The following is a 22004-nucleotide window of genomic DNA, read 5'->3' as shown; positions in this document are numbered from 1 at the left end:
TGCTCATTTGGGTTGGAAAGGTTGTTTGGACCATCATGGTGAGGCTGAATTCCCGCCATTTGGGAGATGATTCGGCCCATTCTGCTTGTGATTCGGCCCTTTTTGACTATCATTCGGCCCAAACGTGTAAACATTCGGACCTTTTTCCAATTGATTCGACCCAAAGATCAAAACTGCCTTTCTCAAGGCAAAACTACTCTTTTTCTTTTCAAAAAAGTGTACCTTCTGCTCTTTTGGGCTGGAAAGGTCGTTGATTCGTCCTGGTGAGGCTGAATTCCCGCCATTTGAGAGATGATTCAGCCCTCTGTTCAATTTCTGACACGCTTCCCAGTCAACAAAAAAAGGCTGCCTATTCAGCAACCTTTCATTGTTATTTTCGATTTGGAACCCAACCAAGAATCATTTCGCGGATCAATTTGCTAGCTGTATTCGCTGTTTGTTCTGAAGGGTCATAGATTGGTGCTACTTCCACCAAATCACAACCAACCACATTTAATTTCGCATGTGATATTGCATGAATGGAGGCAAGTAATTCTTTTGCGGTGATGCCTCCGCAGTCTACCGTGCCAGTTCCTGGAGCATGTGCAGGATCAAGGACATCAATGTCAATCGTTACATATACCGGGCGTCCTGCCAATTCCGGCAGTGCTTTTTTCAATGGTTCTAAGACTTCAAACGGTGAAATCTGCATACCGTTTTCCTTTGCCCACTTAAATTCCTCTTTGAGTCCAGAGCGAATTCCAAATGAATACACATTTTTTGGACCAATTAATTCGGCTGCTTTACGGATAACCGTTGCATGCGACAGCGGCTCGCCTTCATAATCCTCACGCAGATCGGTATGAGCATCCATGTGAATAATCACTAAGTCCGGATATTTTTTGTACATCGCTTTAATTACCGGCCACGTCACAAGATGTTCCCCGCCGATTCCCAGCGGAAATTTATCATCTGCCAGTACGCTATCCACAAATTCTTCAATCATGACCACACTGCGCTCTGGATTGCCAAAGGGCAATGGAATATCGCCGGCATCATAATATTTCACTTCTTCTAACTCTTTGTCTAAATAAAGGCTGTACTCCTCAAGGCCGATCGACACTTCCCGAATACGAGTTGGGCCAAAGCGCGATCCTGGACGGAAGCTGACCGTCCAATCCATCGGCATACCGTAAATGACCGCTTCACTTTCCTCGTAATTAGGGTGACTCTTAATGAAAACATTTCCTGAATAAGCTGGATCAAAATGCAATGTAATTCCTCCTTTTCTGTTCATAGAAAAAGGGAGAGCACCTCTCCCTTTTTCGTCATTATTTAAGGCGTTGCTTCGCCTAACTCACTTTAGAAAAGATGTGCGCCCTCAGAAGGCACTCGCCTTTTAGGCCTCACCCGCTTTTCTTATTACTTAATTAAATCTTGTACGAATTTTGGCAGGACGAACGCTGCTTTGTGTAATTCTTTTGTGTAGTATTTTGTGTCGATTTCATGGAAACGGTCTTCACTAATTTCCAGCGGGTTGTATTTTTTTGAGCCGATTGTAAATGCCCATAGTCCACTTGGGTATGTTGGAATATTGGCTAAATAGAGGCTTGTGATTGGGAAAATTTCTTTTACATCACGTTGAACATCACGGATCAGGTCTGCTTTGAACCATGGATTGTCTGATTGTGCGACAAAGATGCCGTCTTCCTTCAATGCTTTCGAGATTCCCGCGTAAAAGCCTTTAGTAAATAGGTTAACCGCTGGGCCTACTGGTTCTGTTGAATCAACCATAATGACATCATATTCATTTTCACTTTTTGCAATATGCATAAAGCCGTCGCCTACTTGAACATCCACACGTGGATCATCTAGTTTTCCAGCGATTTCCGGCAAAAATTTCTTCGAGTATTCGATTACTTTTCCATCAATGTCTACAAGAGTCGCTTTTTTCACGCTTGGGTGCTTAAGAATTTCACGGATTACTCCGCCATCTCCGCCTCCGACAACCAGTACATTTTCAGGATTTGGATGCGTAAATAACGGCACATGGGCCACCATTTCGTGATAGACAAACTCATCACGTGTTGAAGTCATTACCATATCATCAAGAAGAAGCATATTTCCCCATTCTTCTGTTTCTATCATATCCAACTTTTGAAACTCTGTTTGCTCCGTATGAAGGGTCCGATTTACTTTCATCGTAATCCCAAAATTCTCAGTTTGTTTCTCTGTGAACCAAATGCTCATATATTTCGCTCCCTTTCTATGTGCCGTCCCGGTGACTGATTTCTAGAGCTCCGATGACGATCTGTTCATTTAAAAAGCAACCCGTTCCACAATTACCAGTTTTCGGATTTGCTAGAAAAAGTATAGATGAATCTAGCAGAATTGCAAGTATTATTTCAATTTTAAAAATAGATGTTTAAAAACTGTGTTTTACTTTCATACTGAATACTATTACTTTTTTTCTAAGGAAAGTGAGGTGTGTGGATTTGGAAATCCATATTGGACAACGTTTTCGTAAAAGCCCTAAGTACATTCGAGCCATTCTCATACTCACAACTCTCGCAGGCCTTTCCCTGTTTTTATTGTTTCTTTCTCTTATTATCTATGTAAAAATTCTCGGTCCGCCGCCCATTGCTGTTCCGCAATCTAGTCTCTATTACAGTGACAGTGGACAATTGATAGGAGAAACAGATATTGGCCAGAAGAGGTATTGGACGGGGCTCCCATCCATCTCTCAAAATCTCATAGACGCGACGATTTCTGTCGAGGATCGTAAATTTTATAATCATCATGGTTTCGATATAAAAAGGATTGCTGGTGCCTTGATTGCTGATTTAAAAGCATTGGATAAAGTACAAGGTGCTAGTACGATTACACAGCAATACGCACGGAATCTCTATTTAGGTCATGATAAAACATGGAGCAGAAAGGCTCATGAAGCGTTTTATACATTAAGATTGGAGATGAATTATTCAAAAGAAGAAATTCTCGAAGGCTACTTAAATACGATTTATTATGGACATGGTGTCTATGGCGTTAAGGCAGCTAGTCAATTTTACTTTGATGTTGACCCGAGTAAGCTGTCTATTGCTCAAGCGAGTATGCTTGCTGGGATTCCCAAAGGACCATCACGTTATTCACCTATAGCTAACCCTCAACTGGCTAAAGATCGCCAATCCCATGTTCTTTCTTCAATGGTTAGCCAAACATTTATAACTGAAAAAGAACGTGCTCAAGCGGAAAAGACTAAACTTACATTAAATGGAAAGTACCAAATAGAAAAAAAGAGCCACGCTCCTTTTTTCCAAGATGCAGTTAATTCTGCACTAAAAACACAGTTAAAGATCGATAATCGAACCATTGAAATGGGCGGGTTAAAGGTTTTTACAACATTAAATGTGAAGCAGCAGGAAATTGCTGAAAAAGCATTTGCAGACATCCTATCGAAAGATTCATCCATTCAAGCCGCGTTGATTGCAATGGAACCCAACACTGGCGAGGTGAAAGCTCTTGCAGGAGGCAGAAATTATCAGGAATCACCCTTTAACCGGGCCACACAAGCGGTTCGTCAGCCTGGCTCTACCATTAAGCCGCTTCTTTATTATTCTGCGCTAGAAAGCGGCTTTACGCCTTCAACTACATTGTTGAGCGAGCCAACGACCTTTACATTTGATAAGGGGCAATCATCGTATACGCCCCATAACTATAACAACCAGTATGCTAATGGTGAAATCACTCTTGCACAGGCCATCGCCCTCTCCGATAATGTGTATGCCGTGAAGACTCACTTATATTTAGGAAAAGGTACATTGATTAAAACCGCTCGTAAGTTTGGCATTACGGAAAAAATGGCCCAAGTACCTTCTCTTGCTCTTGGAACATCTGGGGTAAGACCTATCGAAATGGTCAACGCATACAGTATCTTGGCTAATGGCGGAAAAGAAGTTGAACCAACTTTCATTACCAAGGTAGAGAATGCAAAGGGCGAGGTTATTTTTGAGTCAGCTCCTCAAGAAAAACAAATACTTGATCCTGCTCAGACTGCGGTTATGAATGGAATGTTAACTGGCGTGTTCGATTCAAAACTAAACGGATATACCAAAGTAACAGGCAGCACCATCCTTCCTGAAATATCACGGATTTATGCTGGTAAATCGGGATCGACCTCTACGGACAGCTGGATGATTGGCTATACACCAGAGTTAGTGACTGGCGTCTGGACAGGGTACGACCAAGCAAAGAAAATTACTAATCCTTCGGAAAAGATGTATGCGAAAAAGCTCTGGATTCGTTTTATGGAACAAAGTCTCAAGGGTCAGCCGGTTAAGTCATTTCCGCAGCCAAAAGACGTTATTAATGTCGCTGTCGATCCAATAAGCGGCAAACTATCAACCGATGACTGCCCTGTTTCTAGACTTACTGCGTTTGTAAAAGGGACTGAGCCTCAGGAGTTTTGCACTCAGCCGACCCCAGAAAAGACAGAGAAGAAGGTCCCCAAGCCAGATGATAAAAAGGCACCATGGTACAAGCGATTCTTAAAAATTTGGCAATAAAGCAAAAAACCTCGAAAGCCAAGGGAGGCAATCGAGGTTTTTTGTGTCCTAGTGCTATAGCGTTGATACGCTGATTTCAGTTTACTTATAAACTGTTAATTCGACAAGAATTATCCAGTTAAACAAGGTAACATTCACACTTTAGACATATTTCAGCCTAAGAGGTCTAGTTTTAATTGCTCAGCAGAACGTGCCCACATACCAGCATCATGCTGTTGCAAAAAGTCAGCTAAAATCTTTTTCGATTTCTCGTCCATATGTGAAACAATTATTTTGCGTTTGAGTGATTTATCCATATTGTTTACATGTTCGGGCAATGATTTGTATCCGCGTCTGATTGACCTGTCTACTGTCATCTCACAGGCGGTTATCCCTGCATACATAGGTCCTTGTTGAGTAGCTTCAATCGTGACCCAAACAAGCCAGTAAAGCTTGCCGTTCGGTACCTCTTCTTTTGTTTTTAAAAATTTGATGCCTCGTTCAACCGTGCTCCTTGCATGCATAGCACCGATATCAACAACGGCATCTCCTGCCTCCACATCAATAATTACCGGAGATATATTATCCAGGGTTAATACACCAGCTCCGTACCCCCCATGTCCTTCTGTCGGGTCATTTTTAATAATATTAAAGCCCAGCTTTTTCTTAGGTTGTTCTTCCATTCCTTACTACCTCCTTTTACAAATATATTAAAAAAAGAACAGCCTGAAAAATTGATTCATAAGATCATAAATAAACGGGATCACAGTCGAAAAAATCGGTTGAATCGTAATGGCGTTTAATGGTGGAATAATCACCAAGATTAAGAAGATAAGTGAACCATAGTTTTCATATTGCGTCATTTTAGCTCGAGTTGAATTAGATACCAAATCCTCAACAATCCGATAGCCGTCCAATGGCGGCAGCGGAATTAAGTTAAAGACGAATAAGACCACATTTAGTTCAATTAATTTATAGATAAATGGTTCCACATATACCGGTATTGGTTGTCCAGATGCTAAAAACGAATACAGAATGGCATAACCGATTGCCGCTACTACTAGGTTGCTCAATGGTCCTGCAACTGATACAAGCACACCGGCAAGCCTAGGATTCTTAAAATAAAACCGATTGACCGGGACAGGTTTAGCCCAACCGAATCCTGCTATCAAAAGGAGAATGGTCCCGAAAGGATCCAAATGCTTCATCGGATTCAGCGTCACACGCCCTTGATTTTTTGCCGTAGGATCACCGAACTTATACGCGACATAGGCATGAGAAAATTCATGGACAGTGAAGGCAATTAATAGAACAGCCACCACATACGGAATTTCTTCTAAATTAAACGCTAAAAATCTCTCCACATGGACTCTCCCTTATCGTTTGATACGATTAGTATACAACAAATTCCTTTTGATGAAAAAAAGTTACGCTGTCTACCTTTTCTTGCAATTAGTTTTTTGGTATGAAACACTACTGACATACCGTATGAAAGGAGGACGCTGCATGCCCTATGTAACTGTAAAAATGCTTGAAGGACGTACCGAAGAACAAAAGAAAGCATTAGTAGAAAAAGTAACGCTGGCTGTATCTGAAACAACAGGTGCCCCTTCTGAAAATATCACAATCTTCATTGAAGAAATGTCAAAAAACCATTATGCCCAAAATGGCATACGCTTCAGCGATAAGTAACTACATAAAGGAAAAGCTAAGCTTATGACAGCTTAGCTTTTCCTTTTAAGGAGTCAATATATTGATATGCCTCGTCAATCTCCTCTATGCTATATCTCTGCTTACTCTTGAGTGTAAAGATCTTTTCCGCTACCTCTTCCTTCGCCAATGTCTCAAAGTACAACACCGTTGAAACAAGTTCCAAAAAGCGGGCATTTTTTTCATTCATGTCAAGCAGACAATCATCGAGCTTCGGCATGTCGATTTCGTGCATATCCATAAATCCTTTTCCCGTATCGGTAATCGAATAACAGTATTGGTAATAGCCTGCTTTTTTTTCCTTCACTTCATGTAAATATCCCATATTACATAGTTCTTCAATTCGCAGTGTCAATTCTTCTGAATAAGGACCGTAGAAATGGAACTCAAATTTTTCTTGAAAAGGATATGACAGCTTTTTAGCGATATATATAATCTTCTGCAGCTTCTTCCTGCCTGAAATTTCACCGGCCGCGGCAACGGCATTCATAATTCTAGCGTGCTCCTTGAACAAAGGAAAATCACTCCTCACACAATATTTCCATCAAACTACTTTTTTTCATCTGCCATCTCAAGCAGCCGGCGAATTTGTTGTTTCACATTCTTGTTTGTCGATTCGTCGCGCAAAAAATCTGCAGGATAATATAATTTATGGTCGGTGCGACGTTTGCCTGAAATTGCTTCGACAATTTCTGATTCTCGTGAAAGCTCACGGATTTCTCCATTGTTTTTCAACAGATGAATCGGCAGACGTTCTTCTTCCTCACCTGGCCGATAGAAATCATACGGCAAATCAGAGGAAGAGTCTACAACCAAATAATAGTCAGGATCAATCCCTGCCTCTTTAAACAGCTTTGTTAGTTCAATCAACTTATTCATTTGCTCATTGGAAGGATGAAACTCCGTATATTTAAACAGACGGCGATTCATAAACCGATTGCAAAGGTCACTCAGTATTTCATCGCGTTCATGTTCCCAGTTTGCAAAATAATATAGCATCACAGCTTCATCCATTTTCAGATAATCTTTCAAGGTAACATCACCTTTGAAAAGTGATTGAAAATGGACTGGATCTTGCTCAAAATGATAGCCCGTTTCAAATAAATACTTAGCTCGATGCAGCACCTTAGTTAATATCACTTCGGCACTCCGAGTTACCGGGTGAAAATAGACCTGCCAATACATTTGATAACGGCTCATGATGTAATCTTCTACGGCGTGCATGCCGCTTTGCTTGATGACGGCTTGATCCTCACGAGGTCTCATGACACGCATAATCCGTTCCATGTCAAAATGACCGTAGCTGACCCCGGTAAAATATGCGTCACGCTGCAGATAATCCATGCGGTCCGCATCAATCTGACTCGATATCAGGCTGACGACGAGTTTACCGCTATAGGTTTTGGCAATGACTTCGGCTACTTTCTTGGGAAAATCAGCACCAACCTGCGTAAGTACAGTATTTACTTCGGTATCACCAAGAATAATCTTCCTGGTGAATAACTCATGATCAAGGTCAAATACCTTTTCAAATGAGTGAGAAAATGGACCATGTCCTAAATCATGAAGCAATGCTGCACACAATGATAACAGACGCTCTTCTGGATTCCACTCTGGTCTCCCCTCAAAGACATCATCAATGATTCTGCGGACAATCTCATAAACGCCTAATGAATGACTTAATCGGCTGTGCTCCGCACCATGAAAAGTCAAATACGTCGTCCCTAGCTGTTTTACCCGGCGAAGGCGTTGAAATTCTTTAGTCCCAATTAGATCCCATATTACCCGATCACGCACGTGAATATAGCGATGAACCGGGTCTTTAAATACTTTCTCTTCGCTTAACTTTTCACGGGAATATTCCATGGCCTACCCTCTTTTTTATAGTCTGATACTTTTTAGTATAGCTCGTTCTCGACCGGATTCCTACCTGTCAGTTTTGGTAAAAATGATGTCATATCGTGTGAAGTCCTGCTGTTTCAACATTTTTTTTGACGAAAATATTTTTCTTATCTTATTGTGTCTATATTTTTAGTAAAAACACATTCTGCACTTCTTACATACCACTCTAAAGAGATGGAAAACCTTGCTGTTCACTTTAAAAAACTAGTATCCTTCCAAGTTTTTGGTATAAAAAGTCTAACATCTGGCGACAATGAAGACTAGAACAACATAAATAATCTAAAGTCATGACAAATAATTTACAAGAAAGTATAAATTACCAGAAAAGGAGTAGATATTATGAAAGTTCGTCAAGATGCATGGACCGAAGAAGATGATTTATTACTAGCAGAAACCGTTCTCCGGCATGTTCGGGAAGGTAGCACACAATTAAATGCCTTTGAAGAAGTAGGAGATAAATTAAACCGTACGTCTGCCGCTTGTGGATTCCGCTGGAATGCTGTTGTCCGTCATACTTATGACAAGGCACTGTCTCTAGCAAAAAAACAACGGAAGCAACGGAAACGGATACTAGGAAAGGACCTTGGAGGCAAGAAACGTTTACTCTATACTCCTCCAACACCAACCATATCCGATATAACTATTCCAGCCAATCAATCTGTCGAAGATGACATAGAAACTAGTATTCATTTAGATACAGAGGTTGAAACTCCATATATACCAATGGAATATGTAGAAAAAGAACAATCACACACTCAGAATCTTTCACTTGATGCTGTGATTACTTATTTAAAATCTATGAATGGTACCAGCCTTCAGCTTGAAGTATTACGCACCGAAAATGAGAGACTGAAATATGAATTAAACGATGTAAGAAAACGGAATCAGGAGCTTGAAAGAAAAGTAAATCATTTAGAGCAGGATACGGGACTGATTCAAGAAGATTATGAAACACTAATGAAGATTATGAACCGCGCTCGTAAACTCGTCTTATTAGAAGAAGATGACCGGCCGGCAACAAAATTTAAGATGGACAGAAATGGTAATTTAGAAAAAGTTGCCGAGTAACGCTTGTTAAATGGAGGCTCGCCTTCATCTAGGGAGAGAGAGCAGGCAGCAGCCTGTCTAATAGATTATAAAAAAAATCTGGTCATTTCCTTACGGATGCACCAGATTTTTTACTTACTTATTTATCTTTTGAAACACCTTATCATTTCGTTCTACCACTCGTTCTAGATACGCTTCGTACTGCGGCCATTCATCTGCCTCAAGCTGTGAAGATGTGAGTTTACCTGCAGACTGCTTAAGTACTTGCAGCAATCTCAACATCACATCAGCTACTGACGAACTGCCAAGCAATTCATCGAGTGATGCCATCACCTCTGGTTGAATGTCTGGATACGTAACCTTCGTTTCATGTGTGCCTTTGGCTGCATCATAAAATCCTTTTACTAGGCTTGCACGTTCTGAACCGCTGCCGGAAACACAAAGATAGATTTGGACCGCTACCCCATTACGAATGCGGCGCTGGGAGATTCCAGCAAACTTTTTTCCGCCAATACTTAAATCATAACTTCCGGGACAGTAGGAACCATTTATTTCCATTGCTTCAATATCTAGAGGAAATTCAGCAAACATCTTTCTAACAAGCTCGAGCATCGTTTCATAACCACGGTTAATTTCAATCCGATGATCTCCCTCTGGAAAGACGAGAGAAATATTCAATACACCCGTATCAAGGACCACAGCTAGACCGCCTGAATTTCTCACAATGACTGAGTATCCTTGTTCAGTAAGGTACTCTATTCCCTTTTTTAACAATGGCAATCTCGTATCTTGAATACCCAAAACAATCGTTTTATCATGGACCCATGTTCGTGCAGCTGCTGGGGAATTTCCACTTCCAACAGAAGCACATAAAGTATCATCGATCGCAAAGGAATTTAGTGCAGACATTCCAAGTCCAATCGATGACTGATCAATAATCCGCCATACAGGCTGAACCAATAACGAACCTGTTTCATTCATAGTTACGCTTCCTTTATGTTCAAAATTCATTCCTGCCCATTATACCATGTTGCTACCTTAACTCCGAAGTGCTTGAGCAGCAGTTATGATCGCTAATTTATAAACGTCTTCCTCATTACATCCGCGTGATAAATCGTTGACTGGACGATTGAGACCTTGAAGGATCGGACCTACTGCTTCAAAATTTCCTAATCGCTGTGCAATTTTATAGCCGATATTCCCAGATTCCAGGCTTGGGAAAACAAATACATTCGCATCCCCTTCAATTAAAGAACCTGGTGCTTTTTTGGCAGCTACAGAGGGAATAAACGCTGCATCGAATTGAAACTCTCCGTCGACGATGAGAGAGGGATCCAATTCTTGTGCCAGTTGAACGGCCTCGGATACCCGTTCTGTTTCCGGAGAATGTGCGGAACCCTTTGTTGAGAAGCTTAGCATCGCAACTTTTGGCTCAATATCAAACATCCTCGCCGTTTTAGCACTTTCTACTGCTATCTCTGCAAGGTCTTTATTGTCCGGAGCTATATTGATGGCACAGTCACCAAACACATACTTTTCCTCACCGCGCACCATGATAAACGCCCCTGACGTCTTGGCGACGCCTTCCTTTGTGCGGATAATTTGCAGCGCTGGACGCACGGTATCAGAAGTAGAATGCGCTGCACCACTTACCAGCCCGTCAGCTTTATTCGTATGAACAAGCATCGTCCCAAAGTAGTTTTCATCTAATAGAATGTTTCGTGCTTCAGCGTCTGAAGCTTTTCCACGCCTCGCTTCAACAAATGAAGCTGCAAGCTCATCCATTAAAATATAGTGTTGAGGGTCATAAATTTCCGCTGCTTCAAGTGAAACACCTAAGTGTTTCGCTTTATCTTGGATCTGCTCAATATTCCCAATTAATACAGGTGTTAAAAGCTTTTCTTCTGCCAGCCTGGCTGCTGCAGTAAGTACTCGTTCATCAAGACCTTCTGGAAAAACAATTCTTAAATTATTACCACTGATTTTCGCTTTTAACGTGTCGAAGATATCTACCATTTTTAACTTCCTCCTCATGTTCTGCGAGATTTGTATATGTATTTGTTATTCCTATTATTGTACAACAGCAAACATTTACTTCCTAACCTGCGTACTGGATATATTTTCATTTCTCCACTTGCTCAATGTTTACATATAACTATTTTTAGTGATTATCACCTATGTCTACAGGGTAAAATAAGATTTATGAACGTTTTTTGAACATTCGCTTACTGGCCGCTAAAAAATTATCTTTACAGCATTCTATGGTATAGTATGGATATAGAAATGAACTATTAGGAGTGAAGTAGAATGAGTCAAGCAGCACAAACATTAGACGGATGGTATTGTTTACATGATTTCCGCCTAATTGACTGGACATCATGGAAATTATTAAGCAGTGACGAGCGCCAAACAGCCCTTGCAGAATTCCAAGGATTAATGGAAAAATGGAATGCTGTTCAAGATCAAAAAACAGGCAGTCACGCGACCTATTCAATCGTGGGACAAAAAGCTGATTTCATGATGATGTTTGTTCGTCCAACAATGGAAGAATTAAACGAAATCGAAATGGAATTTAATAAATCGAAGCTTGCGGAGTATACAATTCCTGCTTATTCTTATGTGTCAGTAGTAGAGTTAAGCAACTATCTTCCAAGTGAAGAGGATCCTTACCAAAACGAACATGTTCGTTCAAGACTTTATCCAATTCTTCCAAAAGCAAGCCATATATGCTTCTATCCAATGGATAAAAAGCGTGAAGGCAACGATAACTGGTACATGCTTCCAATGGACGAGCGTAAAAGCTTAATGCGTTCGCATGGTTTGATTGGTCGTTCATACGCTGGAAAAGTGAAACAAATTATCTCAGGTTCAGTTGGATTTGATGACTATGAATGGGGCGTTACGCTATTTGCTGATGACGTACTTCAATTCAAAAAATTAATTTATGAAATGAGATTTGATGAAGTGAGTGCCCGCTATGCAGACTTCGGTACTTTCTTTGTCGGAAACATTCTTCCAGAAGAAAATTTCCAAGCTTTTTTCACTGTATAATTCAATAAACTCAGTCAGTCTCCAGATGAATCTGGAGACTTTTTTTATGTCTGCATAGGTCACCTGTCTTTTTACTTTGATAGGCTGTCATAAAAAGGCAAACCTTCCCATACATATGAACTAGTGAAGTATGTAATTTCTTGAGGGCAATCTAAGCCGCGTTTGAGCGCAGTTTACGATTCATCTTTATCACGTAAGATGTTAGAACAGCTCATTTCTATATTTTAGATATTTGGAGGGAAAGCGATGAAGCAAAACAATATTCCAAATCCATATGAAAGCTACAACCCAAATCAGTATCAGCCTTATCTAGATGTTAGACAGCAGCCACAGCAGTCCTATCCGCAGGGGCAGCAAGGTTATCAGCAGCAACAGCAGCCCATGCAACAGCAATACCAACCCATGCAGCAGCCGCAGTTTACCCAACAACCAGGTACCCAAAGCGGCGGTCCTGTAATACCAGGCATGCTGCCCGTGGAAGAATCCTACATTGAAAACATCCTTCGTCTTAATAAAGGAAAGTTAGTCACCATTTACGCAACATTTGAGGGGAATAAAGAATGGAATGCCAAGATTTTCAAAGGAATTATTGAAGCAGCAGGGCGCGATCATGTAATCATTAGCGACCCACAAACGGGCCTTCGTTATCTGATTCCAATGGTGTATCTGGATTATGCCACGTTCGACGAAGAAATCGAGTACGAATATCCATATGCCACCGGACCGGTAAACTTAGCCTCTTACCCTCCAAGATAATGATATCCATACAAAATAAGACCATAAAAGAGATACCTTCTCTTTTATGGTCTTATTTTTATAAATGTTTGTAAACGGCAATAATCATGAGCACCCATGAAGCAAGGAATGCTACGCCGCCAATTGGGGTAATAGCACCGAGCATCTTAATCTGCGTTACACTCAATATGAACAAGCTTCCCGAGAAAAGAAGAATTCCGGCAAACATCATCCAGCCGGACCAATTGATTAACGGACTAGAAATCTTCCCTGCAAGAATCCCGATAACCAATAATCCAGCAGCATGGAACATTTCATATGTAACAGCAGTCTTCCAGGTTTCCAGATACTTGGCTGGAATTTTCCCTTCAAGACCATGTGCTCCAAACGCACCTAGAGCAACTGCTATAAAAGCATGAATGGCTCCAAGGATAATGAATAATTTCATGTAAAAATCCCTCTTTCTTTTAAAAATCTAATAATGATTCACCGTTAGCTGCCTCTATTCTTACTGGCTTTGACTGCGGCATTGACGGTATTATTGATTGAACAGGCTGATAATTCTGTGCAGCTGTTGGCAGCTTTTGCATTGGTTTAAAGCTGTTCTGTTTCGAACCGCCATCACTTAATACATCACACAGAACCTGAATAGCCATAATGTATTCATTCAATTTCTCTGCTGAACTAGCTTGTTTTGCGTGGGTAACAAGCTGTTCCATTTTATCTAAAATTTTGTCAGATGAAATTTCCATTAATATCACCTCATTGTCTTTCTCTGCTTTTGACTATATCAAAAATAGCCAGTAAGCACAAAATAGTAAATTAAAGTTTATGTGAGTCTAGCTTTTAGATTCAAATTTCAAGCAGTTTTCACCGGATGCTCGAAGGACCTCTACTGAAGGAAGCCTATTGCTTTTAAATTGATAGGCTCTACACCCCTTGGGAAATTGCGGGTCCCAAGTCACATAGTAATGTTTACAGGCCAAACAATTGATTTTCTTATCTTCCAAGAAATTGCTCCTTTAATTTACCCATTATTTGCTGTTTCACGTGAAACATTTCCAACCTATTTAATCTCCCAATCAATTTCTCTTAACCCCAACTCTTTTAACAAGTTATTCGTTTTTGAGAATGGCTTACTTCCAAAAAAACCTCTCCTTGCCGCTAATGGGCTTGGATGTGCGGAGGTAATTACTCGATGCTTACTTGTGTTAATCAGCGGTAATTTGGATTGAGCAGGTTTGCCCCATAAAATGAAGACAATCGGTGTTTCTTTATCGTTTAACAAAGTAATGACTTGATTAGTGAATGTCTCCCAACCTTTACCGCGATGCGAATGAGCTTCCCCTTCACGGACTGTCAACACCGTATTTAATAACAATACTCCCTGTTTAGCCCAATCAATCAGGCTTCCATGGTTGGGTATACTGCAGCCAATATCATTCTGTAACTCTTTAAAAATATTTCTTAATGACGGCGGGATCCGCACCTCTGGATTAACGGAAAAACTCAATCCTTGTGCCTGATTTGGTCCATGATATGGATCCTGTCCCAAGATAACAACCTTCACCTGTTCAAACGGGGTAAAGTGAAACGCATTGAATATATCCTGTTGATCCGGATGGATAAGATGCTGGTCATATTCAGTTGTGAGAAATTCGCATAAGTGTTGATAGTATGACTTAGAGAATTCTCCGGCCAACATCTGGCCCCAATCATTTTTAATCGTATTCATGATGTACCAGTTCCTCTCTTCATCTCTTGTTTTTCTAGTATACGACAAAGGAAGTCTGGTGCCGACTAAGAGCCTTCATAAGGAAATAAAAAAGAGTTTTTAAAAACTAGGTTTCTCTATCACCCCTTTACGGATATATAGGAAAGCAGGGAAATTATTGGTTGGGGGCTTATATATGACAAATAAAGTTAAAAAATGGATGAGACAAAAACGAGTTCTTGCAGCTTTGATCCTTCTTATCATCGTTGCAATTGTTATTATCTATAACCAGTATAAGCCACTTCCAGAGGGCATTTCCTATGAAGGAAGTGTTCATTTTGTGGACGATGTCGATTTTATTTATGATTTATCATACAAAGATTTGAATGGAAAGTATCAGCACGAACAAGAGATTTTTCAAACCATGTATCAAGCCATCGATAAAGCCGAGGAGTTTCTCGTTCTAGACATGTTTTTATTTAATGGGTATTACGATGAAAAAACAAAGTTTCCTAAGCTCAGTCAAACACTTACTCAAAAAATCATTACGCAAAAACAAAAAAAGCCTAATCTAAAAGTAGTCTTCGTTACAGATGAAGTGAATACCAACTACAATGCGTATAAATCTAAAGAAATTGAGCAGCTCAAAGAAAACGGGGTGGAGGTTATCATCACAAATTTAGATAAACTTCGTGATCCTACTCCTGTTTATTCTGGTTTTTACCGTGCCTATTTACAGTGGTTTGGAGAGAGCGGCACTGGTTGGATTCCAAATCCCATGGCCGCTGAAGCTCCAAAGGTAACCGTTCGGTCCTATTTACGATTGTTGAATGTGAAAGCCAATCATCGAAAACTGCTGGCTACTGAGAAAGAAGCGCTTATTACATCAGCTAACCCTCATGATGCCAGCGGCTTTCACTCTAATATTGCTTTTTCTGTTAAAGGAAATATAATTGGGGATTTTGTTAAAGCAGAACAAGCTGTAGCTGATTATTCGAATGGACCAAGTGACTTTCCTGTCTATCATCAAAAGCAAGCTGAACAAGGTGACGTTGCTGTTCAATTTTTAACCGAAGGAAAAATCACTAAACATGTCCTTCAGGCCATCCAGGAAAGCAGGAAGGGCGATCAAATTTGGATTGGCATGTTTTATATTGCCGATCGTGAGGTTGTCACCTCTCTTACCGAGGCTGCCGAACGCGGAGTCTCCATTAATATGGTTCTTGATCCTAACCAAAATGCCTTTGGTTCTGAAAAAATCGGCCTTCCTAACCTTCCTGTCGCAGCTGAATTCGAAAAGCTTGATAATGATCATATCCAAATTCGCTGGTACAACACGACTAAAGAGCAGTATCATACCAAGTTAATGCTAATTAATAAAAAGCAGACAAACAGCAGTTTAATTATTGGCGGTTCTGCCAACTACACGAGCCGGAATCTTAATGATTATAATCTTGAAGCCAATTTAAAAATCTCTGCCCCAGCTGACGCGGAAGTTTCCCAAGAAGTAAACGATTATTTCGATAGAATTTGGAACAATCATGATGGGCAATACACGGTAGATTATAAGGAATATCAAGATAAACTGCCTGTTTTCAAATACATTATGTACCGAATCCAAAAGCTTATTGGCGTAACGACTTACTAACTGTTTTCAAATCCATTCAATAATTAAATGTTTCAACTGCTGATAAATAGGTTATCTATACTATATAGCCGCAACACATTTACCTAACTAAAATGAACGTATTCTAAGGAGGAATTTTTTTATGTATCAAGTACACGTTGTAGAAAATGGATTACAAGCGAAAGAAAAAATTGATCAATTGACTATTACTGAATTTACAAAAGAAAATATTTATCTGTTCGCCCATGATAAAGACCGCTCCGAGCATCTTACAGAGAATACAGATACAGAATCAGTAGGACTAGCTGAATTAGGCCTTATCGATAAAGTTGGCAATATATTCAAATCTCGTGGAGACGAACTTCGCAAGAGCTTTGTTAATCTTGGATTGACTGAAAATGAAGCAAACCAATATGAAAAAGAATTAGATAAAGGCAAGGTTGTTCTAGTTGCCAGCACAGATGCTAAATAAATCATTATATTAAACAGGGTGTCCCAAATATGGGACACCCTGTTTTTTAGCCTAAAATTCGTTGATAAAGAGCTTTAGCATGAGCGAGATCCTTAGTTCCATGAATTAATGCGCGTCCGTCTTGAAAAACAACGATCCGCTCACCATTTTTTTCAATCGATAACAAAAATGGGTTCCCTTTTACTTCATAGCCCCCGCCTGCTAAGTCAGCCGCCAGTTTATCAAGTTTAAGATTCCGCTGTACCGGCGGTCTTACTTGGACTGTATCTCGACCGCATAGCACCGTAGTCTTCGTTGCATTTTCAGGTGATAAAAATGGGTAGGTCGGGGCCTCCCCACAGGATAAACAATCTGTTTTTTTGACTTTTGATACCTTAAAGCTTTGGTATTCATTTCGCCACAAATCAAAGGTTGTAAAGCTCGGTTTGACAGCATCCCAGTCTTCCACTAAAATCTTCAAGGCCTCAGCAGATTGATGAGCAACCACCATTTGAACAGCCGGCGATATAATTCCCCCTGTATCACAGGTTATCCCTTGCATCGGAATGGTCCGCATCAAACAATTTAAGCAGGGTGTTTTTTCCGGAATGATGGTAAAGCTCATTCCCACACTGCCAACACATGCTCCATAAATCCAAGGAATTGCATACTTCTGTGCTAAATCATTAATCACCATACGTGTTTCAAAATTATCTGTGCAATCAATGATTAAGGAAACGCCTGGTAATTGCTCCTCAAGCGTAACCGCTGTTGCATCGATAATTAATGCTTCAATTTCTACATCTTGATTAATTTGATTCAAATGTTTCTTGGCAGCTTCAGCCTTTGGAAGTTTCTCCAGTACGTCAGCTTCTGTATACAGCTGCTGCCGCTGAAGATTGCTTGCTTCAACATAATCACGATCAATAATCGTCAGTTTACCGACACCAGCCCGAGTCAGTGCTTCTGCGTTGGCTGACCCGAGAGCTCCTGCACCGACTAGGATAACATGCTTCCCTCGAATCTTTTGCTGTCCAGAGTGTCCAATTGGCGTAAATAACGTTTGCCGTGAATAACGCTCGTCCACTTTTCTCAGCCCCCGCTTACTGGAGGGATGAACGCTACTATATCGCCGTCTGTCACTACTGTTTCCTCATCTGCAAATTCCTCATTGACTGCTGCCATGACAGCATCCAATCCCTCTAGCTTAAAGTCAGCAGCTAATTTTTCTTTCACACCAGCAATCGTCAAACCCGCCGCTTCAATCGCTACTTCTTCTTTTCCCAGCGCGTCTTTTAAATGAGCAAATAACAATACCTTAATCATCTAAATCCTCCTTTTCAGGCTTACCAGCTGGATACTCGACTGTCTCTAGTTGATTACCGATCCACTTTTCTCCATCTTCCCAATGTTCTTTTTTCCAGATTGGGACAATCTCTTTAATTCGTTCTATTGCGTATCGATTCGCCTCATAGGCATCATTCCGATGCGGTGTACTGACGGCTATTACAACCGCAATATCTGTTATTTCAAGTTTGCCTGTCCGATGGGTAATTGCGGTCGTCGCATCAGGCCAGCGTTCACTAATTTCCGCACCAATTTGCTCTAGTTTCTTAACAGCCATCGCTTCATAGGCGTCATAGATAAGAAATAACGTTTTTTTCCCTTTTGTCATTTCCCTGACTGTACCAATAAAGGTCGTCACTGCTCCAGCATTCCTTGAAACGACTTTGTCAATCACACTCTGAATATCAATTGGTTTCTTAGACAGTTCAAAATTCATACGTTTACTCCTTTATTGTTCTTTCATTTTGATTCAACAAACCCAACTCCAACTGTTTCGCTTGATTATATTCCTCAGGCATATTCATATTAAAAAACGAGGTGGAAAAGAGATGCGGCTTTTCCTCATATAACCGAAAATCTTGTTCCTTCATTATCTTCACATTAATAGCTGCCAAAAATTCTCTAACTTTCAGCACATGGTTATCTAAACAAGAAGTAAGTGCAGGCAGGCAAGATTTAGTATACACAGCAAACAGCGGCTGCAGCCTGCCTTCAATTTCCGGCACGACCGCATCATAGCCTTCTGTTGCAATCAGCATTTCCTGTGCTATCCCTGCATGGATAAAGGGCATATCACAAGCAACAGCAACGCTCACCTCTGTTCCTGAAGATGATAATCCTGCATGAATTCCAGCTAGCGGACCGAGACCCGGATATCGGTCGGTAGTCATTGGATAACCTAAAAAACGATAATCCTCTGGTGTATTCGTAACAATAAGTAATTGCTTTGTCACTTTTTCTAGTTCACCAGCGATTTTAGCAATATTGGTTTTTTCTTTCATAGGAAGAAGCGCCTTATTCTCGCCCATTCTTGACGACTTGCCTCCCGCTAAAATGAAAGCTGTTGTATTCATCCCTCACCTCATATCCTACTATTAATCCTTCATATTAAAAAGAGTTGTATTCGCGAATATCGTGTCTGCTTTCTTGCTTAATCGTGTTCATTTTCCAGCAAGTTTCCTGCACATTCTAGCATTTTACAATCAAGATGTATTGTTATATGCTTGTTTAAAGATATTTCGGAACATGCTGAACATATCCTAACCATTATTATTCCCCTCAGGAGGACCGTATCATGACGATGAAAAAAGCAATGACTGTTGCCGGTTCAGATTCTAGCGGCGGCGCAGGTTTACAAGCTGACTTAAAAACGTTCCAAGAGCTTGGTGTGTATGGGATGTCTGCACTGACAACCATTGTAACGATGGATCCCAAGGACTGGTCTCATAACGTATTTCCACAGCCAGTTGATGTTTTAGAAGCTCAAATGGAAACCATCCTCTCAGTCGGTATAGATGCTATGAAAACCGGTATGCTTGGTTCCGTAGAAATTATTGAACTCGTCGCCCGGAAAATTGATGAGCTTAAACTTGATAAAGTCGTTATCGATCCGGTGATGGTTTGTAAGGGCGAAGATGAAGTTCTTCATCCAGAAACAGCTGTAGCACTTCGTGAACTGCTTGTCCCTAGAGCGACTGTTGTGACCCCTAATCTTTTCGAAGCAGCACAACTGGCTGGAACAATGCCTATCAAGACGATAGAGGACATGAAGAAAGCTGCGATAAACATTCATGCACTCGGTGCAAAGTTCGTCCTTATTAAAGGTGGAAATAAGCTGGATCATGATAAAGCAATTGATCTATTATATGATGGAAATGATTTTGAAATCCTTGAATCCGAACGAGTGGATACAACGTATACGCATGGTGCAGGCTGTTCTTCATCAGCAGCGATTGCAGCTGAACTTGCACAAGGAAAACCCGTTCGTGAAGCTATTTACTTAGCCAAAGACTATATTACAGCCGCTATTAAACATTCATGGAAGTTAAATGAATACGTTGGCCCCGTCATGCATGGAGCCTATCGAAAATATGGTGTCGAAAAATAATGGAGCTTACTCTCACTTTTGGGAGTAAGCTTTTCTTATCATAAATCCATCTCTTCGCTTTTTGCTAATCTTTTTAGTAAGATTATAAAATACACATGCTAAATAAGGAGGGAAGCGTAAATGAAACCGATTGAACCCATTGACGTTCAACGAATAATTGATGGATTTGCCAACAAGGATATCTACCTTCATCTAGAAACAACAAATGGAGCTTACGCTACCCATAACAACGAAGATTTCTTTTCTGCAGGTGCCTACATCCGTAACGCGCTGGTACGCTATCAACATGGAAAAATCATTGGAGACAACCCTTACCGTATTGGCCTAAAACTAGACATAGGCTGGGTATACGCTGAAGGGCTGAATCACTATGAAGTGGATGAACAAGGAAGGTTATTAACGGCTGGACTTGATTCAACCGGAAAGCTTGCCGTTGCATTACAAATTAGCAGCAAACCTTTTGAATAACAAGAAGGGAGATGAATGGATTGGAAAAAGAAAGACAGGTTTTAGTAATATTCCCTCATCCCGATGATGAGGCTTTCGGAGTTTCAGGAACAATTGCTTTGCATATCGAAAACAATACTCCTGTTACATATATATGCATGACGCTGGGAGAAATGGGCCGAAACTTGGGGAACCCGCCTTTCGCTACAAGAGAATCGCTGCCTAAAATTCGAAAAAAAGAATTACAAGATGCAGCTGATGCGCTTGGCCTTACTGATTTACGGATGTGGGGATTGCGGGATAAAACCGTTGAATTTGAAGATGATGATAAGCTGACAGAAAAAATTTCCGAAGCGATTCAGGAACTAAATCCATCACTAATCATTTCTTTTTACCCGGGTTACAGCGTCCATCCTGATCATGAAGCGTGTGCAAGAGCAGTTGTCCGTGCAGTTGGTCAAATGGAAGAAACGAAACGTCCTAAGCTGAATCTGGTTGCCTTTGCCAACAATAGTATTGCTGAAATTGGCGAACCCGATATCGTTCATGACATAACAGCCGTTGAAGATAAAAAAATTGCCTCAATTAAAGCGCATCGTTCACAAACCGAATCCATGGTCGCAACTTGGGCAGAAAAAATGAAAAACCAAGACCCAACCTTATTAAACGCGATTCGCCGAGAGCGTTTTTGGACTTATAAGTTTTAACTGTACAAGGCTGTCGAGTATTCTGACAGCCTTGTTTGTTTTAGAGGCGGCAACCAGAACTCCAGACCGACATAGCTGAAGCGGTGAAGCTTCAAATACCTCATCCAGGGCAGTTTGTCTTGTTAAAATAAGCGTATCTGGCCTTTAGTTAGGAATACTCCCTAGTTTAATGACTCCTTTTTCTTCTCAAAAATACTTCTGCACAGAAATGAGCTTCATTTGCACACTAATCCAACCATTCTGCACACTTTTTCCTCTGTTTTGCACAAAACCGCTGCCGTGACGCCTCAAACATACCCGCTGCCTAGTCTCAAGGGCAGTTTGTCTTGTGGAAAAAGAGTATCTGGCCTATATGTCGTCTGGATTCATTATTTAGACCAAGATTAATGACTCATTTTCAACAAAACCAGCTGATCTGGGTACAGCTCCCCCTCTGTTCCGCACAAAGCAGATCCAAGCAACTTCAAGTACCTCCGCACCCAATAATCAAGGGCGATTTTGGCTTGTGAAAATTCCCTATCTGCCCTTCGGATCAATTAGCTTATATGAATTACCCTATGGAAACTCACCTATTCCCAATAAAAAAACTGCCTGCGGGGGAGCAGACAGTCAAATAGGGGAATAACATTTAAATCATCG

General features: G+C 40.7%; 26 protein-coding genes. 10 read left to right on the top strand and 16 right to left on the bottom strand.

Going from position 1 to position 22004, the window contains the following annotated elements:
* Positions 1-33: 33 nt before the first annotated feature.
* The 3 genes from AC52RT_RS11360 to speE all read right to left on the bottom strand — a co-directional run bounded on the left by AC52RT_RS11360 (position 34) and on the right by speE (position 2229).
* Positions 34-312, bottom strand: a complete 279-nt coding sequence (locus AC52RT_RS11360; RefSeq protein ID WP_495540848.1) for a hypothetical protein — start codon at positions 310-312, stop codon at positions 34-36.
* A gap of 58 nt (positions 313-370) precedes the next feature.
* Positions 371-1252, bottom strand: a complete 882-nt coding sequence (speB, locus tag AC52RT_RS11355) for an agmatinase (protein WP_495540847.1) — start codon at positions 1250-1252, stop codon at positions 371-373.
* Positions 1253-1401: 149 nt separating this feature from the next.
* Entirely contained in the window at positions 1402-2229 is an 828-nt protein-coding gene (gene speE / locus AC52RT_RS11350) for a spermidine synthase (protein WP_040374760.1), read from the bottom strand.
* Positions 2230-2474: 245 nt separating this feature from the next.
* Here speE and AC52RT_RS11345 point away from each other — a divergent pair, with 245 nt between their 5' ends.
* On the top strand, positions 2475-4541 hold the full coding sequence (locus AC52RT_RS11345) for a transglycosylase domain-containing protein (protein ID WP_495540846.1): 2067 nt from the start codon (positions 2475-2477) through the stop codon (positions 4539-4541).
* 152 nt (positions 4542-4693) lie between these two features.
* On the opposite strand, the gene AC52RT_RS11340 is transcribed toward AC52RT_RS11345, so the two are convergent.
* Together AC52RT_RS11340 and AC52RT_RS11335 are read right to left on the bottom strand one after the other, a co-directional pair.
* Positions 4694-5203, bottom strand: coding sequence for a YwhD family protein (locus tag AC52RT_RS11340; RefSeq protein WP_495540845.1), 510 nt, complete (start codon positions 5201-5203; stop codon positions 4694-4696).
* A gap of 27 nt (positions 5204-5230) precedes the next feature.
* The gene (locus AC52RT_RS11335; RefSeq protein ID WP_495540844.1) at positions 5231-5884 is read right to left on the bottom strand and encodes a site-2 protease family protein; all 654 of its coding nucleotides are present in this window, start codon (positions 5882-5884) and stop codon (positions 5231-5233) included.
* Between the two features lie 142 nt (positions 5885-6026).
* Here AC52RT_RS11335 and thmT point away from each other — a divergent pair, with 142 nt between their 5' ends.
* Positions 6027-6212: a 2-hydroxymuconate tautomerase gene (gene thmT / locus AC52RT_RS11330; protein ID WP_495540843.1), complete on the top strand. Its 186-nt coding sequence runs from the start codon at positions 6027-6029 to the stop codon at positions 6210-6212.
* A gap of 22 nt (positions 6213-6234) precedes the next feature.
* Here the strand turns inward: thmT and AC52RT_RS11325 are convergent, their stop codons facing one another.
* Positions 6235-6744: a YwgA family protein gene (locus AC52RT_RS11325; RefSeq protein ID WP_495540842.1), complete on the bottom strand. Its 510-nt coding sequence runs from the start codon at positions 6742-6744 to the stop codon at positions 6235-6237.
* Positions 6745-6779: 35 nt separating this feature from the next.
* On the bottom strand, positions 6780-8096 hold the full coding sequence (locus AC52RT_RS11320; RefSeq protein ID WP_495540841.1) for an HD domain-containing protein: 1317 nt from the start codon (positions 8094-8096) through the stop codon (positions 6780-6782).
* Positions 8097-8471: 375 nt separating this feature from the next.
* On the opposite strand from AC52RT_RS11320, the gene AC52RT_RS11315 reads away from it, so the two are divergent.
* Positions 8472-9200, top strand: coding sequence for an RsfA family transcriptional regulator (locus AC52RT_RS11315; RefSeq protein ID WP_495540840.1), 729 nt, complete (start codon positions 8472-8474; stop codon positions 9198-9200).
* 114 nt (positions 9201-9314) lie between these two features.
* Here AC52RT_RS11315 and lipL read toward each other — a convergent pair whose 3' ends face one another.
* The gene (gene lipL / locus AC52RT_RS11310; RefSeq protein ID WP_495540839.1) at positions 9315-10160 is read right to left on the bottom strand and encodes an octanoyl-[GcvH]:protein N-octanoyltransferase; all 846 of its coding nucleotides are present in this window, start codon (positions 10158-10160) and stop codon (positions 9315-9317) included.
* A 57-nt stretch (positions 10161-10217) separates the two neighbouring features.
* Positions 10218-11195 carry a phosphate acetyltransferase gene (pta, locus tag AC52RT_RS11305; RefSeq protein WP_495540838.1) on the bottom strand — a complete coding sequence of 326 codons (978 nt, stop codon included), beginning with the start codon at positions 11193-11195 and terminating at the stop codon, positions 10218-10220.
* 291 nt (positions 11196-11486) lie between these two features.
* Between pta and hemQ the strand changes: the two genes are divergently transcribed.
* Positions 11487-12230, top strand: a complete 744-nt coding sequence (gene hemQ, locus AC52RT_RS11300; protein ID WP_040376337.1) for a hydrogen peroxide-dependent heme synthase — start codon at positions 11487-11489, stop codon at positions 12228-12230.
* A 246-nt stretch (positions 12231-12476) separates the two neighbouring features.
* Positions 12477-12986, top strand: coding sequence for a spore coat protein GerQ (gene gerQ, locus AC52RT_RS11295; RefSeq protein WP_495540837.1), 510 nt, complete (start codon positions 12477-12479; stop codon positions 12984-12986).
* Positions 12987-13044: 58 nt separating this feature from the next.
* Here gerQ and AC52RT_RS11290 read toward each other — a convergent pair whose 3' ends face one another.
* From AC52RT_RS11290 to AC52RT_RS11280, 3 genes are all read right to left on the bottom strand, one after another.
* A complete protein-coding gene (locus AC52RT_RS11290) occupies positions 13045-13413 on the bottom strand; it encodes a DUF423 domain-containing protein (protein ID WP_495540836.1) in 369 nt (122 codons plus the stop codon).
* A 19-nt stretch (positions 13414-13432) separates the two neighbouring features.
* On the bottom strand, positions 13433-13717 hold the full coding sequence (locus AC52RT_RS11285) for a YwdI family protein (protein ID WP_495540835.1): 285 nt from the start codon (positions 13715-13717) through the stop codon (positions 13433-13435).
* 314 nt (positions 13718-14031) lie between these two features.
* Complete coding sequence (locus tag AC52RT_RS11280) at positions 14032-14700, bottom strand: uracil-DNA glycosylase (RefSeq protein ID WP_495540834.1); 669 nt, start codon at positions 14698-14700, stop codon at positions 14032-14034.
* A gap of 175 nt (positions 14701-14875) precedes the next feature.
* Between AC52RT_RS11280 and AC52RT_RS11275 the strand changes: the two genes are divergently transcribed.
* On the top strand, positions 14876-16327 hold the full coding sequence (locus AC52RT_RS11275) for a phospholipase D family protein (protein ID WP_495540833.1): 1452 nt from the start codon (positions 14876-14878) through the stop codon (positions 16325-16327).
* A gap of 121 nt (positions 16328-16448) precedes the next feature.
* Entirely contained in the window at positions 16449-16778 is a 330-nt protein-coding gene (locus AC52RT_RS11270) for a YflT domain-containing protein (RefSeq protein WP_495540832.1), read from the top strand.
* Between the two features lie 46 nt (positions 16779-16824).
* Here AC52RT_RS11270 and AC52RT_RS11265 read toward each other — a convergent pair whose 3' ends face one another.
* The 4 genes from AC52RT_RS11265 to mobA are packed head-to-tail and all read right to left on the bottom strand — an operon-like array spanning position 16825 to position 19177.
* Entirely contained in the window at positions 16825-17844 is a 1020-nt protein-coding gene (locus AC52RT_RS11265) for a MoeB/ThiF family adenylyltransferase (RefSeq protein ID WP_495540831.1), read from the bottom strand.
* 5 nt (positions 17845-17849) lie between these two features.
* Positions 17850-18083, bottom strand: a complete 234-nt coding sequence (gene moaD, locus AC52RT_RS11260) for a molybdopterin converting factor subunit 1 (protein ID WP_340847345.1) — start codon at positions 18081-18083, stop codon at positions 17850-17852.
* Complete coding sequence (locus tag AC52RT_RS11255) at positions 18076-18540, bottom strand: molybdenum cofactor biosynthesis protein MoaE (RefSeq protein ID WP_495540830.1); 465 nt, start codon at positions 18538-18540, stop codon at positions 18076-18078. Before AC52RT_RS11255 ends, moaD begins: the two co-directional genes overlap by 8 nt.
* Positions 18541-18544: 4 nt before the next feature.
* Complete coding sequence (gene mobA, locus AC52RT_RS11250) at positions 18545-19177, bottom strand: molybdenum cofactor guanylyltransferase (protein WP_495540829.1); 633 nt, start codon at positions 19175-19177, stop codon at positions 18545-18547.
* A gap of 221 nt (positions 19178-19398) precedes the next feature.
* On the opposite strand from mobA, the gene pdxK reads away from it, so the two are divergent.
* From pdxK to bshB2, 3 genes are all read left to right on the top strand, one after another.
* Entirely contained in the window at positions 19399-20211 is an 813-nt protein-coding gene (pdxK, locus tag AC52RT_RS11245; RefSeq protein ID WP_495540828.1) for a pyridoxine/pyridoxal/pyridoxamine kinase, read from the top strand.
* A gap of 120 nt (positions 20212-20331) precedes the next feature.
* Positions 20332-20679, top strand: coding sequence for a YojF family protein (locus AC52RT_RS11240; protein ID WP_495540827.1), 348 nt, complete (start codon positions 20332-20334; stop codon positions 20677-20679).
* A gap of 20 nt (positions 20680-20699) precedes the next feature.
* A complete protein-coding gene (bshB2, locus tag AC52RT_RS11235; protein ID WP_495540826.1) occupies positions 20700-21365 on the top strand; it encodes a bacillithiol biosynthesis deacetylase BshB2 in 666 nt (221 codons plus the stop codon).
* The last annotated feature ends 639 nt before the right edge of the window (positions 21366-22004 follow it).

The organism is Peribacillus sp. (genome assembly GCF_059453735.1).
Note: the sequence above shows the minus strand (reverse complement) of the source record. Positions and strands in the feature narration are given on the sequence as shown.

Coding starts and splice junctions, on each gene's coding strand:
- speE (WP_040374760.1), bottom strand. CDS start 2,229: ATGAGCATTTGGTTCACAGAGAAACAAACTGAGAATTTTGGGATTACG.
- AC52RT_RS11340 (WP_495540845.1), bottom strand. CDS start 5,203: ATGGAAGAACAACCTAAGAAAAAGCTGGGCTTTAATATTATTAAAAAT.
- thmT (WP_495540843.1), top strand. CDS start 6,027: ATGCCCTATGTAACTGTAAAAATGCTTGAAGGACGTACCGAAGAACAA.
- AC52RT_RS11320 (WP_495540841.1), bottom strand. CDS start 8,096: ATGGAATATTCCCGTGAAAAGTTAAGCGAAGAGAAAGTATTTAAAGAC.
- AC52RT_RS11315 (WP_495540840.1), top strand. CDS start 8,472: ATGAAAGTTCGTCAAGATGCATGGACCGAAGAAGATGATTTATTACTA.
- lipL (WP_495540839.1), bottom strand. CDS start 10,160: ATGAATGAAACAGGTTCGTTATTGGTTCAGCCTGTATGGCGGATTATT.
- pta (WP_495540838.1), bottom strand. CDS start 11,195: ATGGTAGATATCTTCGACACGTTAAAAGCGAAAATCAGTGGTAATAAT.
- hemQ (WP_040376337.1), top strand. CDS start 11,487: ATGAGTCAAGCAGCACAAACATTAGACGGATGGTATTGTTTACATGAT.
- gerQ (WP_495540837.1), top strand. CDS start 12,477: ATGAAGCAAAACAATATTCCAAATCCATATGAAAGCTACAACCCAAAT.
- AC52RT_RS11290 (WP_495540836.1), bottom strand. CDS start 13,413: ATGAAATTATTCATTATCCTTGGAGCCATTCATGCTTTTATAGCAGTT.
- AC52RT_RS11285 (WP_495540835.1), bottom strand. CDS start 13,717: ATGGAAATTTCATCTGACAAAATTTTAGATAAAATGGAACAGCTTGTT.
- AC52RT_RS11280 (WP_495540834.1), bottom strand. CDS start 14,700: ATGAATACGATTAAAAATGATTGGGGCCAGATGTTGGCCGGAGAATTC.
- AC52RT_RS11275 (WP_495540833.1), top strand. CDS start 14,876: ATGACAAATAAAGTTAAAAAATGGATGAGACAAAAACGAGTTCTTGCA.
- AC52RT_RS11270 (WP_495540832.1), top strand. CDS start 16,449: ATGTATCAAGTACACGTTGTAGAAAATGGATTACAAGCGAAAGAAAAA.
- moaD (WP_340847345.1), bottom strand. CDS start 18,083: ATGATTAAGGTATTGTTATTTGCTCATTTAAAAGACGCGCTGGGAAAA.
- AC52RT_RS11255 (WP_495540830.1), bottom strand. CDS start 18,540: ATGAATTTTGAACTGTCTAAGAAACCAATTGATATTCAGAGTGTGATT.
- mobA (WP_495540829.1), bottom strand. CDS start 19,177: ATGAATACAACAGCTTTCATTTTAGCGGGAGGCAAGTCGTCAAGAATG.
- pdxK (WP_495540828.1), top strand. CDS start 19,399: ATGACGATGAAAAAAGCAATGACTGTTGCCGGTTCAGATTCTAGCGGC.
- AC52RT_RS11240 (WP_495540827.1), top strand. CDS start 20,332: ATGAAACCGATTGAACCCATTGACGTTCAACGAATAATTGATGGATTT.